Origin of the sequence: Sorangium sp. So ce1014, from assembly GCF_051521505.1 — a bacterium.
Classification (GTDB): Bacteria; Myxococcota_A; Polyangia; order Polyangiales; family Polyangiaceae; genus Sorangium.
Window position 1 is genome coordinate 8534616 of the sequence record NZ_CP150356.1, and the last position, 13388, is coordinate 8548003.

A 13388-nucleotide genomic window follows, 5' to 3' on the forward strand; every position below is an offset into this window, starting at 1 on the left:
GGGGCCCTCGGGTTGGTCGATATCGCCGGTGCGAGCCGGCGGCGCCACCGTATCCACCGGGGTGGGCCCGGTCTTGGAAGAAAACGACAGGCTCAGGCCTCGACGGACCGTCTGGGCCCTCAGCGCCTAGGCCCGGGCCGGGCCGCAGCACGCACCACTTCGCCGGGCGTCCTGCCCATGATCCGCTTCAGCGAATTGCCCAGGTGCGCCTGGTCGGCGTAGCCGCAGGCGGCAGCCACGTCGGCCGGCGCATCGCCATGCATCAGCTGCTGCAGCGCCGCCTGCGCACGGTGGATCTGTGACAGCTGCTTCGCCGTGAGACCGGTGGCGCTCAGGAACCGGCGCTGCACCGAGCGCAGGCTGGTGCCGGCGGGATCGCCTTGCAGCACGCGGAACACCACCGGGTCCGCCACCAGCAGGCCGGCTCCGATGATGCGTGCCACCAGATCGTCGGCGTTCTCGAAGTCGGGCACCTCGAAGGCTTGCGGCCCCAGCAGGAACGAGCGCGGGTTCGCCAGCGGGCGCAGCACGCCCTGGTCCAGCATGCCCATCGCCGGCACCCCCGGCATGAACACGCCTGGCCGGAAGGCGATGCTCAGGTACTCGTCGCCGGTCTCGTAGCCCAGCGTCACCGGGTGCGTGATCAGACCGGTATGCAGCACCTGCAGCCGGCCGCGGTGCTTCATGAACACCAGGTCCCAGCAGCCGTCGGGCAGGGACTGGTCCTGCGTGTCGTCGCCATAGGCGACGTGCGTGATCCGCTGCACCAGCGCATGGTCGCTGCCGCGGATGGAGCGCGTGGTCCTCATGGGCAGCTTCCCTTCGTCATGCTGCGCAGTATGGCGCGACCCGCGCCGCAAGGGGAATTCCTACGCCGGGCGCGGGCGGACGGCTCGGTCCGACCCCAGCTGCCTAACTGGCGTCGCTCCGCGATGAGGAGGCCTGTCGTCGCCGGAGGGCGAACGCGGCGAGGACCGCCGTCAGGAGGCCAAGGATGTCATCCCCGCCGACGCCCGTGACACGGCAGCCGCAGCCCTCGCCGTCACTGGAGGCGTCGCCACCCCCGCCGGCCGCGCCGCTGCCGCTGCCGCTGCCTGCGCCCACGCCCGTGCCGCCTGTGCCGCCCGCCTCACCCCCGCCCGCGGATCCGGTGCCGCTGCCCATCCCACCCGCAGATCCGGTGCCGCTGCCCATCCCGCCCGAGCCGGTGGTGCCGCCGCCCGCGCCCCCTTCACCGGAGGGCCCCGGCGGTGGCACCGTCGCGCAGTCGCCGAGCGAATGTTCGAGCGCGCCGAGCGTGAAGCTCCCGCTGCCCGGCCGCCCGCGCGCGCAGTAGTCGTCGGTCACCGCGGCCTCGGCGGGCGCTTGGCCGACGAGCGACGCCACATCCCCTTTGAGGTGCAGGTCGCCGAGACCTGGATTTTCGTACCACGTTTGAAACGTCGCGAGTCCTACCTCGGCCAGGTTGTCACTCTCCTGATGCGTGCGCCCGTCGCGGTCGCGGATCTTGCCCGTGAGCACGTTGCCGCGCGCGACGCCGCTGATCGTCGCGAAGCGGAAGTCGATCCCGCTCGTCGCGATCAGCGTATTGAAATGGAGCCGCGTGTCCGTCGCGCGGTTCAAATAGATCCCGACGTCCGAGCAGCTCGCGATGATGTTGTTCCGCATCGTTCCGCCGGTGTGCTCGACCTCGCAGGGCACGTCGGGGTCGTAGGTCGGGGCGCAGTACTGCGCCCCCGTGCCGCCGCCGCCGAACGACAGCCCGATGCGCACCCCGTCCGGCGAGCCGCTGGTGGTGCAGACGACGAGGTTGCGCTCGAAGAGCCCGTCCGAGCCGCCGCTCTTCATGAACGCGCCGTAGCTGACAGCGTCGCCGCCGTCTTTCTGGAAGTCGTGCAGGTAGCTGTCGCGCACGCTCCAGCGCTTGCCGCCGTCGATGTTGATCTTGGTGACGGGATTGCTGGTCCTGCGCGGGTGGGTGTCGAACAGCTCCGATCGCTCGATCAGCCCGTCGTCGGGGGCCGTCCAGACGCCGTCCACCTGCGCGGCGTTGATCTTGAGCTGGGCGTTGAAGTCCCGCACCTTCGAGCGGCGGAGGGTGAAGCGGCTGGCAGCGCCGAACACGTGGAAGGCATGCTCGCAGTCCGAGTCGTCGGCGCAGACGCCGCGGATGTCGAGGTCTTCGAAGTGCCAGTTCGGGCCGCTGACCTTGAAGCCTTCGAGGCCCGACAGCTCGAGGATCACGCCGAGCGGCTCGGCGGCGCGCACGACGATCGGCGCGGCCTCGGTGCCTGCGGCCGCGCAGGAGACGCCGTCGAAGGCGTCCAGCACCGCGAGCTGGGAGGCCGACGCTGCCGTGGCTCCGCCCGGGTCAGCCACACGCGCCCGCCCGAAGCCGGTGGTCGCCCAGATCGCCGCCGAGCTCGGCCTCACGACGGAGGCGGTGAAGACGCAACACCGCCGGGCCATCGAGCGGTAGGAAGCGGAGAAGCGCCGCTGGATTGCCGAGGAACGTGCGCGAGGACGGGATGGGGACGCCTGCGTGCCGCTCGCGTTCGGGAGCGCGAAGCGCTGCTCAGGCAGATTCGCTGACGTATCGGCTGTCCGTCGACAGCCAGTCGGGTAGGCCGGTGTCGATTTCCCGCCACAGAGCGGCATCCTGAGGCCGCCGGCGGCCGTTGATGATTTCCGCCTTTACCAATTTCCACCTCTCCGACCACGGCGTGCAGCGTCATCACCCTCATGACCGCCGCCCGGTATGAAAAATTCTATCGCGGGAGCTGCGCGCGAGGGGTGACCGGCGCGCTCGTGAAGGGGCTCGCATCGCTCTCGGCCGCCGTCACGGTCCTCGGCATGGCCAGCGCGGCGCAGGCCACGCGTCCGCTCCGCATGGTGCGCGGATCGCGTGGGTAGAGCGACGCTCGGGTGGCGGGTAAGCGAACGGGTCGGGACGTCACAGAAAAATAATCTGAAAATATCTGAAGGGTCACTCCCCGTGGCGGCATGAAGTGCGCAGAGCTCCCCGAATCGGGCGGCGGGGAGCGCGCCATCAGCGAGCTCAGGCGTAACTTTACTCTAATTCTACTCGGCGAATCCATGCCCGCGGGGCGTCGACGCCGTCGACGCGAAGCAACAACCTGGAGTTCGCGCCGCGCTCGCAGGGTCCACACGTTCATTTAGAACGCCTCTTGAAACCTCCCGTCGCCAGGCAGCCCTCGGCTACCCGGCGACGGGAGGTTCTGAGAGGCGCTCATAGTGCATTTACGTAGAATAATTATAGATAATTAGAATCTGGAATCGATCGGCTCCGCGCGATCGGGCATCGGCTCGGATTGCGCCGGTCAGTCCGACGCTCCGGGGTAGGACGAAAAGGCGGTGGACGTGGTGAAGATCGTACAACAACGGTGCGTGGCGGCGCTGGCGGCCGCCTCGCTGGGCTGGGTGTCTGGCTGCGCCACCGAGGCGCAGTCCCTGGTAGATGAGTCGATCACGGGCACGGCCGCGCCGGCGATCATCGGGGCGAACGTGACCGAGGTCCTCGTCTACGACAATCCGGACCTCGCAGATGACCTGCCGCGAGAAGTGCCGGTCGTCGTGAGCTTCAAAGACAACAAGCCCAACGTGGTGTTCCAGATCGGCTGCGGCTCGAACTACGGGCCGCTGCTGGAGGGCTTCGGGTATCCGCGGACCCTCGACCTCAACCAGGCCGCGTTCTACGACTCGTTTGACGCCATGAAGGCGCAGATCGAACGCGACGCGGGCGGGCAAGTCCCCATCCATACGCTGCGCTGCGACGCAGATCCCAACGTCACGCGCCAGCAAATCTTCCAGGTCTACCGGCGCGTCGACGCCGATCTGGGGAAGGGCGAGGCCGAGTACTACCTCCGTCTCCGCGACGACCCCGGGACGATCTACAGCGTCGGCTGCAGCAACGTGCTCTCGGCGCTCTCGTGGACGAAGGCGGACGGCAGCAACCTCGAACAGGTGAGCATCCCCATCAACCGCGCCGTCCTCGACGTCTGGAAGGCGCAGGAGATCGCCGCGCGGGAGATCAACTGCCACTCGATCACCGGGCGAGCGCTCCCGCGGGCACGCCGCGATCTCCCGCAGCAGCCGAGCGAGAAGAGCTACACCGCCGAGGCGGAGCTCTACCTGGTCCGCTACCCGTTCACCGGGATCAGGACGCGCGTGACGCCCTACCTGATCGCCGGCGGGAAGGGCTACGCGATCAACTGCGGCTCGAACGCAGACATGATGAAGCAGGCCTTCGGCTTCGACCCCGCCGCGACGCTCGAGGAGCTCTCGACGAGCGACCCGCGCTTCACCGCCTCGGATCCCGACCGGCAGCCGCACCTCGCCTGCGACAGGAGCGTGAAGATCTTCCAGACCGCCGACCAGTCGCCCTCGGCGCGCTATCTTCAGCTCGACGGCGGCAAATCGCTGGTTCGCTTCACGTGCCCGAGGGCGGCGAGCTTCTTCGCCGAAGGGGCGCCGGCGGCGCAGTCGATCCCGAGGGCGGCCGTGCCGTATCTCTTCGTCGACCCGAACGCCCCGGCCAGCCAGTCGCGGATGCTGGAGGTCGGGTGCTGGGGCCCCGGGCGCGCCAGGATGGCGCAGCTCTTTTTCTGGGTGTTCGGGCGGGAGCCGAGCGACGGAGAGCTTGAGAGCACGACGTCGCTCTACGAGGAGCTGCACAGCGGCACGGGCGACCCGAGAGAGGCCGAGGCCCAGACGATGGCGTCGCTCGCCTTCGGCGTCGCCGCCGGCCTCACCGACCCGCTCAACGACATCCTCGGTCGCGCCGTCGGCAACGGGAAGAGGAGCAACCCGCGCCGCACGAACCTGGACGGCGGGCGTGTCTTCGGCGAGGAGCGGACGTACTTCACGAACGAGATCAACGAAAGCGCAGATCAGGCGTCCCGGTACGGACTCTACAGGTGGGTGAACGACCGCGTGGTGAACGCGACGCCCCCGTCGCGTGACGAGCTCAACGCGAGCTACGATTGGGCCTTCGGATGCGGGCAGACGCCCGTGACCGTCGGCGCGTGCCCCGCGCCTGAAGGGGTCGCGTGGTGGATCAGCGAGTTCTACGAGCCCGCCAACAAGGACAAGAACTATACGCGACGCTCACTGGAGGCGGAGCACGCGAAATATCTCAAGAAGTGCTCTGATCGCGCCAGCGGCTGCTTCTACGAGATCGAGAACGTCACCTCGCGCGCCTGCCACAGGAGCGGCAGATCGTGCGTCGGAGACGCGAGCTGGGCGGACTACATCGCGGCGATGATCCGTGATGGCTGGATCCCCGCGAACTACGCCTCCGTCATCTGCCTCGTGGAGACCGGCGGCAACCCTGGGGCCGATGCCTCGGGTTGCCGCAGAGAGCGCTGACGCCCGCCCCGATGGGAGTAACATCATGAAGATCCGCTATCTAAGCATCGTCGCCGGCGCCGCTTGCGTCGTCGGCTCGGCCGGCGCCGCGCACGCCGCCATCGCCCCGCCTCCGGCGTGCGGGGCGGCGGCCTCGGAAGGGTCGGTGTTCACGCAGAACAAGCGCCTCTGTTACGAGATGCTCGCCGCTCGCGGGAACTACCAGGAGATCGTCGATCTCATCGAGGTGGAGAGCCTCGGGCTCACGCCGCAGGAGCGGTACTTCCTCGGGACGGCCTACTTCGGGCTGTCGAACCGGACGGGCGCCGACAGCCTCCGGTGCCACGCCGCGGTCCGCGCCAGCGAGCTCCTCGAGGCGTTCCTGACCGAGCAGCAGGTGCTCTACCGCGAGCAGCACTCGTTCGGCACGTCCGACGACATGAAGTACTCGTACCACGCGACCAAGATGATGGCGGCCCTCAAGTCGGTGAAAGGGTGCGAGGACTCGTCGCACACGCCGGCCAGCCTGGAGCGCTACGGCCGGCGGTACGCGGTGGAGCGCCTGCGGGGGCTCTTCTACAAGACGTCGGGGCCGGACGCGCTCCGCGATGGCTTCGGCGAGAAGATGACGCAGCTCGGCGACCAGATGAAGGCGTTCGTGGCGACGGCGTCCAGCGTGGAGACGCGCTACGGCCTCAACCTGACAGAGGTCGACGTGGGGCGGCAATACCTCTTCGGGATCCGCGACCGCATCAACGGCCTCTTCGGAGCCGGTGCGGTCAAGGTGGCAGAGCAGCCCGTCGGGGGTGACGAGTCGTTCCCCAGCTTCGTGTACGACGCGACGTGGAAATCGCAGATCCTCGGCACGATCGGCGCCAAGAAGACCCACTTCACGGATCTCATATCGCCGGAGAAGCGTGGAGAGATCGCGGTCATCGAGGCGGAGATCATCGCCGCGATCGGCGGCATGTCGATGGAGGATTACGTGAGCCGCAAGGAACGAACGGTGATTGAGCTCAGGGATGTCTCGACGTCGTTGATCCTGGCCACGAACTTCTGGACGGCGATGGAGGCGCCCGAGCAGACCGGCAGGGCCGCGCTGAACGACGCCCTCTCGAAGCCTAACCGGGACGAGCTCGCGCGGACAGCCGCGCACGTCGAGACGCTCTGGCAGGAAGGGATGGCGAGGTACTGCAATGCCTCGAGGCCGGCCTGGTACTGCAGGAGGACGCCGTGAAGAAGCGCGCTTGGCATGTCGTCCTGGCCATCGTGCCGCTCTCGGCGCTCGCGTCGCTCGCCTCGCACGCAGCCTCGCTCCCGACCCCGAGCGGCCCGGCGATCGAGGTGCCGTCGTTCATCGATGTCGACGAGGCGTTTCGCCGGGCGACCGCGGGGCGGCCGCTCGATACGGCGCTCCTCTCCTTCGCCTCGAACGAGCTGCGCCCGCCCGCGTCGGGCGGCGGCAGCTCGGGCGGCGGCATCATCGAGGAAGACGTCATGCCGATCGAGGAGGTCACCGGATCCTCCACGACCGTGCGCCTCCTGCCCATCGCCGGCGTCGCGCCGGAGACGGCGCGCGACCTCCACCGCCGCGTCGCGCTCCTCGAGCTCCTCGTCGGGGCGCTCCGGAGCTACCGCGAGCCCGAAGGCGCCGCGGCGGGCCGGAGCGACGAGGTCCTGCAGATGGCGAACACCGCGCACCTCGAGCTCTTCGTGGCCCATAGCCTCGCGTACCTCGAAGGGCAGACGCGGGAGGAGAAGTGCCTGTCGTACCAGCGGGCGATCGAGCACGCGCGCTATGTCGGGTTCGGCGCCGACTTCGGCCTCCCCGTACCGGTTCGCGCCGGCTGGGAGACCCTCCTCGACGAGGCCCGGACGTTCCACGCCGGGCCCTTCGCCGATCAGATCCCGGCGAACCTCTGCGCGATGCGCAAGGCGGTGCGCAAAGCCGAGGTCGAGTCGATGGTCCGCGCCGGCATCGACCAGCGGATACGCCTGCGCGTGGAGGCGGAGATCGACGCGACGTCGCAGAGCCTCGCCGAGAAAGAGCGGCAGTACGCGGCGGCCCTCCGGGACTCGGCCGTGGAGCTCCCGACGCGCGAGATCTTCCTGCTCAAGAAGACCGTAGAGGACACGGCTTCGCTCTACGAGTTCGTGGAGCGCGACACGCTCGGCCTGGAGCGGGCGCCGGCCACGACGCCGCCGGGACAGCCGCTCATCTCGCGCCTCCGCGCGAAGCGCGGCGAGATCGATCGCATCCGCAACAACGCCAGCGCCGCCGGGGTCGACGCCGACGTGGCGGCGGCGCGCGCCACGCTCGAGCGCCACGCGGCGCTCCTCGGCGCCGTGGTGGAGACCCTCCGCGCGATCGCGCATACGCCCGGGCTCGACTGGGCGACCCAGGAGAGGCTCGGCGCGTGCGCGACGATCCCCGACGCGCTCACGCCGGAGAACTTCGCCGATTACGCCGGACGCGTCGACGCCTGTCTGACCGAGGCGGCGCGCGCGTACGGCGCGCTCAAGGACGCGGCGGGCGCGAGCGACCCGACCCAGATGGCCTTCGTCGAGAGAGTCTCGGGGCTCTCGAAGGCTTATATCGGGTACATCAATAGCCTTTAGTCCCGCGGCAAAGCTTGTTGGAGCAACGCATGAAACGACTGCTGTCTTCATTCGCCCTTGGCATCTTGCTGCTGCCTTCGCCCGCCCGCGCGCAGGAGGCGCAGGAGATCGAGTGCGTCCCCTCGAACGAGGCCGCGGTCCGCGCGGAGGTGGGGCGCCTCGTCTCGGAGCTCAAGATCGCGCAGTACCGCGCGAACATGGCGCTCCTCGAGGACAGCTTCGGCGATCTCGAAGCGCTCGTCGGCGCGAGGGGGACGTGCCCCGAGTCCATGACGGTGCGCGTCTGTGACGTCGAGTGCTATTACCAGCGCGCGAACGTCTATCGCTTCCGCGCCACGGGGCTGCCGCTCCTCAACGCGAAAGGGGGCGGGACGCCCGACGACGCGCTGACGAGCCCCGCAGAGCTCCTCACGCAGGCCACGAAGGGGCTCGAGATCGTGGAGCAGGGGATCGCGCGCCTGCCGCGGCAGACGAGCTCGGGGACGGGCGAGGAGCAGAAGAACATCGCCTTCAACCGATATCTCAAGGCGATGGCGCAGCTCCAGGGGCTCAAGGCAAAGCTGCTCGTGGCGGCGGGCGACGTCTGGTACCGCGAGGCGTCCGTCGCGCGGCTCGACCACATGAGCTACCTGGTCGGCGAGGCGCTCGGCGACGCGCCCGCGGCGGACGGGGACAAAGGGAGCGAGTACTACAAGGCGTCCACGTATTACGATCAAGCGTTCTGGCTCGTCCTCGAGGCCAGGTACTCGCTCCCCGATCGGGACCTCTTCACCGCCGAGCTCGCGACGCTCGCCACGGTCGAGAAGGACGTGACGCTCCGCCTCGACTCGGTGCGCAAAGGCTATCTGTACATCAACATCGATCCCGAGGATCTCCCGCTCGTCAGCATCGAGCGGCTCGGCCAGCAGCTGCGGCTGCAGGAGGCCGCGATCGAGCAGCAGGACCTGAACATCCAGAACATGCTCGAGGCGTGGGCGCGGAAATACACCGATCTTCAGAACCAGAAGTTCGACATGGCCAACCTGCAGCATTCTCGGGCTATCGAGCTCGAGGTGTACAAGGTGGCGCAGATCCAGGACATGGCCGAGCAGCTCAAGAACAACGTGCAGCAGAAGCTGAGCGCGCTCCAGAGCGATATATCGACGTTCGAGCTCGAGCAGAGGATCCGCGTGCTCGAGCTCGCCTTGAAGCGCGAGACGAAGGAGCTCCAGAACCAGATCGTGCTCCTGAGGGGCCAGCGCGAGCAGGATCTCCTCGCGCTCGACCAGGACGCGGTGCGCGAGCAGATAGCCGAGATCCAGTTCAACATCGACATGACGCTCGCCGCCTTCAACTTCGAGATGCAGCGCGACGGCCTCGAGCTGCAGATCGACGAGCTCTCGAACCGTATCGCGTCCGACGACAAGGAGCTCGAGCTCGTCGACAACCGAAAGGCGCAGATCGACCGACAGATCGCGCTCGAGCAGAAGCGCATCGATGGCTCCGAGATCATCACGAGCCGGCTACGGAGCTCGCAGGAGACGGTGTTTGAATCGATGCGCGTCCCCGTCGTGCACCAGATCTGCTCGGTCGACGCCGAGCTCGCGTTCTACACCGGGGCGGCGCAAGGGTTCACCGATCCGATCTCCGGCGCCTCGTGCACGAATCCGCCGTCCATCGAGACGCCCAAGCCGGCGCTCCTCGATGAGATCTGTATGGCGCGCAAGGAGCTCTCCACCAAGACCAAGGAGGAGATCGACAAGATCAGGGCATGCATCGACGGCTCTGGCACGAGCTGCTCCACGAAGGACGAGAACCTGAAGCGGGTCGCAGAGGAGCTCTACAAGCAGAACCTCAAGATCTACGACCACCAGCGCGATATGTGGCAAACGACGATCAATCAGATCAAGACCCGCATGCGCGCGCTCGACGACGCGATGGCCGAACAAAACAGCCTTGATGCGGTGAAGGGGACCGCGCTCGCGCTCTCGGCCACGGCGGCCGTCCTCGCGGCCATCCCGGACGGCGACACGGGCATCATGGGCATATTCCCCGTCAAGACGTTCCGCATCGTCGAGGCGGCGGCGGCGGCGGCGAAGGTCGCGGCCGACACGGCTGCGCAGGTCTACGATTGGCAGTTCGGAGAGCTGCAGTTCGAGGAGATGATCGCGCAGGAGAGGCACGAGCTCGATGTTCGGGTCGAGGAGCTCAGGAGGGAGATCGCGGCCCTCGACATCCACAGGCTCATCGAAGAGTGGACAAAGAAGCGGGCCCTCGCCGAGATCTCGGTCCAGCTCGCGCAGCTCGACAAGGAGGTCGTCGAGATCACCGGCGAGGAGAAGCTGCACGCGATCCAGTGCAGGCTGGACCGGGCAGAGATCGCGGCGACGGTCGCCAAGCTGCAGGCCGACCGCGCGGCGCTCGTGGCCGATCTCCAGACCAAGTCGGACGAGTCGGCGCTCGTCGACTTCGACATCGACGAGCAGGAGAACGTGCGCGAGCAGGCCCAGATCGAGATCCAGCGGCTCACCCTCGCGCTCGGGGAGCTCGACATCGAGGTGAGCAAGATCCAGCAGGACAAGCGGAACCTCCTCGCCATGCGGTCGTCGATCGAGGCGCAGATCGGTCGGATCAGCCACTACCAGGGGAAGGTGCACGATCTGGAGGGGCACTACGACGCGACACGCGAGGTGCTGAACGACATCCGGGAGAAGATCCGGCAGAACACCATCAACATCTCGGAGGGTCAGATGGCGTTCCTCACGTCGGTCATCGAGGACGAGAGGGCGGCGACCTTCGTCCAGATCGACGACCTCCGCCGGCAGATCCGGATGGTGGAAGAGGCGAAAGATCTCGAGCACGAGCTGCTGGCTATCGAGCGGGAGATGCGCGACGCGGTGCTGGCGAGCCGCGCTCGCATCATGGGGCTCGTCGAGATGGCGCCCGTGAACCACGCCGCCGAGGTCCTCTTCTGGGACTTCGAGAACATGCAGGCGGAGCTCACGCGGGGAGCGAGCGAGTTCCTCGAGGCCAAGCGCCGCGTGGTCGAGAACGTCAATTTCACCTACAATCTCTATCGGAACCGCTACAACGTGCTGAGCGACTTCGCCGGCGACGTCGGGCACCTGTCTCCGGACAGGACGTTCATCGGGACGGCGGCCGAGCTGGATTCGTTCCTCAGCGACTGCGGGACGGTCGGCACGAGCGAGGTCTGCCGGCCCTCTTCGCTCGCCTGGAGCACCGAGACGATGGCCGGCAGCGTGGCCGAATTCACGCTGGAGAAGACGAGCGGGTTCGTATCCGAGCTCCTCGAGAATGGACGCGCGCGCTTCGAGATCTCGCCCTTCGCTGCCTCGCAGGAGGATAGCCGGAACCTCGGCAACTTCGTCCTCTGGGACGAGATGACGATGAACGAGAGCGAGCCGATGCGCCTCGTGCACGTGCTGGCCGGGATCTCGAGCACGTCGTGCCGCTCTCAGCAGATGCAGATAACCCACCTCGGGTTTGGCACCGTCTTCTCGCGCCTGTCGAGAGACAGCAGCGAGATCGTGCCGAGCCTCGTGGTGAAGCGGCCGGTCACGGCGTTGATCCCGGTGTACGGCGGCTCGGACATGGATCTCATGAACGACGAGTACCTCCGCTTCCGTCGCGGCCCGTACACCGCGGAGGGGCTCGAGCGGCGCCTGACCGACGGCCTGATCCAGAACGCGTATCCGTTCGTGGGCCATCCGCTCGTGGGGACGTACGAGATCACCGCGGACGAGAACCTGGTGCGCTGCCTGAGTCAGGGTGCTCCGTCGTTGAAGCTCGGGTTCATCTTCGTGCGCAAGCCGGTGCGCTGACCTCCATGCGCAGTCCGGCGAGCTGATGCGTTTCATCTGATGAGAGAAGGAGTCTGGCCGATGGTTCGACAGGATTTGGCGTCCTACATCCCGCTGGTCGTCGCGGCGGTGTTCGCGACGCTCCCGGGGGCGAGGATGGCGGCGGCCCAGGAGGACGACGAGTGCTCGCGCAACCTCGCGTCCTGCGACCTGCAGGAGCGGAAGACGCACCTCCGGGCGCAGCTCTGGTCCGGTCCATGCGATCCGTCGCGGTGGGACGCGCTCCCGCGGCAGGGTTATCCCCTCGAGAGAGTCGATGGGGATCAGAAGATCAAGGTGGGGCCGCGCGCGCCGGTGCACTTCCTGAACGGCGTGTGCGAGGCGCATCGTCGGGACGGCGACGTCGACCACGGCCTCCACGAGCTCGAGAAGGCCGCGACGGTCGGCCTGCTCCCGTCGCAGAGGAACACGGCGGCGCTGCTCGAGGGGCTCCTCCACTGCCGCAAGCTCGCGCAGCTCGAAGATCGGTATCAGGCCGAGCTCACCACGAGGCTCGCTCCCCGCGAGGCGTTCTGCATGCACCGGGGCATGGCCAAGGCGAGCTTCACGCGCGTGCGGTGGGAGGGGCTCGAGATGAGCTACGACACCTCGGACTTCAGCCTGACGGGGCACGCCGAGAGCATGGCGCAGTGCTACGCGGAGCACCTGCACGGGGGGTACGACGCCACGTGCGGTGTCGTGTCGTCGCCCTCGCCGGCGGCCATCGACGCGGCGGCGGAGACCGTCTCCCGCGACATCCTCACGGATTATTTCGGCAGCGCGACGGAGGACGCCCCGCCCGGCGACAGGGCGATTCCGCCGCTCAAGGCGATGCTGGCGCGCAAGATCGATATGGCCGACAGCTCGCTCCGGGACTCGGCGGCGCTCCTCGACGGCCTCGTGCGAAAGAAGGACCTCCTCGTCACCTCCTACGAGGGGATGGCCTCGATGTTCTGCCTCCCTGGGAGCGAGACCACGGGGCTCTGCTCGGGGCCGCTCCCCTCGGCCGTGGCGGGCCTTCACGATGGGTACGAGCGCGCGGTGCTGCGGAGCCAGAAGGTCCTCGATTTCGTCGATCGCTGGGTCAGCGGTCTCTACGAGCACCAGGGCAAGGACGTCCGCGTCGAGCTGCAGAGGAGCCATGAGGGCCTGCGCGACATGCTCGCGCGCGCCGAGCTGCCGGCGGTCCCGAACGAGATGACCCTCTTGCAGAAGCTCGATCTCATGAAGCGCGACATGGCGCTCCTCGCCAACCGGAGCGCGGTGGAGAACGACACCCTGAAGCGGCAGTGCAGCATCTACTTCTGCGAGATCCGGAACCGCAACCGGACGTTCTTCACGAACGCCTGCAACCAGACCGACGCGGTCGCCGGCCGCCCGGTGAAGGACGTGAACGCGCTCTGCGCGGCCGACGTCGCTGGGACCGTCGTCGCCGGCACGCGGACGGCCGCCGCGCTGTGCACGGGCGCGGGGCTCCCGGCGTCGTACGTCTCCAACACGGCGATGAACGCGAGGGCGGTCGACACCTGCATGAGCGAGTTCCACCCGTGATGTTACGGAGCG

At 67.9% G+C, this 13388-nt stretch carries 8 protein-coding genes; 6 read left to right on the plus strand and 2 right to left on the minus strand.

What is annotated here, in order from left to right:
* Nucleotides 1-119: 119 nt before the first annotated feature.
* Nucleotides 120-809: a helix-turn-helix domain-containing protein gene (locus tag WME75_RS32285; RefSeq protein ID WP_437479056.1), complete on the minus strand. Its 690-nt coding sequence runs from the start codon at nt 807-809 to the stop codon at nt 120-122.
* A 103-nt stretch (nt 810-912) separates the two neighbouring features.
* On the minus strand, nt 913-2469 hold the full coding sequence (locus WME75_RS32290; protein WP_437479057.1) for an MYXO-CTERM sorting domain-containing protein: 1557 nt from the start codon (nt 2467-2469) through the stop codon (nt 913-915).
* Nucleotides 2470-2742: 273 nt separating this feature from the next.
* On the opposite strand from WME75_RS32290, the gene WME75_RS32295 reads away from it, so the two are divergent.
* From WME75_RS32295 to WME75_RS32320, 6 genes are all read left to right on the plus strand, one after another.
* Nucleotides 2743-2913 carry a hypothetical protein gene (locus tag WME75_RS32295; RefSeq protein ID WP_437479058.1) on the plus strand — a complete coding sequence of 57 codons (171 nt, stop codon included), beginning with the start codon at nt 2743-2745 and terminating at the stop codon, nt 2911-2913.
* A gap of 468 nt (nt 2914-3381) precedes the next feature.
* Entirely contained in the window at nt 3382-5388 is a 2007-nt protein-coding gene (locus WME75_RS32300; protein WP_437479059.1) for a hypothetical protein, read from the plus strand.
* A 25-nt stretch (nt 5389-5413) separates the two neighbouring features.
* A complete protein-coding gene (locus WME75_RS32305; RefSeq protein ID WP_437479060.1) occupies nt 5414-6604 on the plus strand; it encodes a hypothetical protein in 1191 nt (396 codons plus the stop codon).
* On the plus strand, nt 6601-7986 hold the full coding sequence (locus tag WME75_RS32310) for a hypothetical protein (RefSeq protein WP_437479061.1): 1386 nt from the start codon (nt 6601-6603) through the stop codon (nt 7984-7986). The genes WME75_RS32305 and WME75_RS32310 overlap by 4 nt, the downstream gene beginning before the upstream one ends.
* 29 nt (nt 7987-8015) lie before the next feature.
* Nucleotides 8016-11807, plus strand: a complete 3792-nt coding sequence (locus WME75_RS32315) for a hypothetical protein (protein WP_437479062.1) — start codon at nt 8016-8018, stop codon at nt 11805-11807.
* Nucleotides 11808-11867: 60 nt separating this feature from the next.
* Nucleotides 11868-13376 (plus strand): hypothetical protein, encoded by a 1509-nt coding sequence (locus tag WME75_RS32320; protein WP_437479063.1) that lies wholly within the window; start codon nt 11868-11870, stop codon nt 13374-13376.
* Nucleotides 13377-13388: the final 12 nt, after the last annotated feature.

Excerpts from the sequence above, each read along its gene's own strand:
- WME75_RS32290 (WP_437479057.1), bottom strand. The coding sequence starts at position 2,469 with ATGGCCCGGCGGTGTTGCGTCTTCACCGCCTCCGTCGTGAGGCCGAGC.
- WME75_RS32295 (WP_437479058.1), top strand. The coding sequence starts at position 2,743 with ATGACCGCCGCCCGGTATGAAAAATTCTATCGCGGGAGCTGCGCGCGA.
- WME75_RS32305 (WP_437479060.1), top strand. The coding sequence starts at position 5,414 with ATGAAGATCCGCTATCTAAGCATCGTCGCCGGCGCCGCTTGCGTCGTC.
- WME75_RS32320 (WP_437479063.1), top strand. The coding sequence starts at position 11,868 with ATGGTTCGACAGGATTTGGCGTCCTACATCCCGCTGGTCGTCGCGGCG.
- WME75_RS32315 (WP_437479062.1), top strand. The coding sequence starts at position 8,016 with ATGAAACGACTGCTGTCTTCATTCGCCCTTGGCATCTTGCTGCTGCCT.
- WME75_RS32285 (WP_437479056.1), bottom strand. The coding sequence starts at position 809 with ATGAGGACCACGCGCTCCATCCGCGGCAGCGACCATGCGCTGGTGCAG.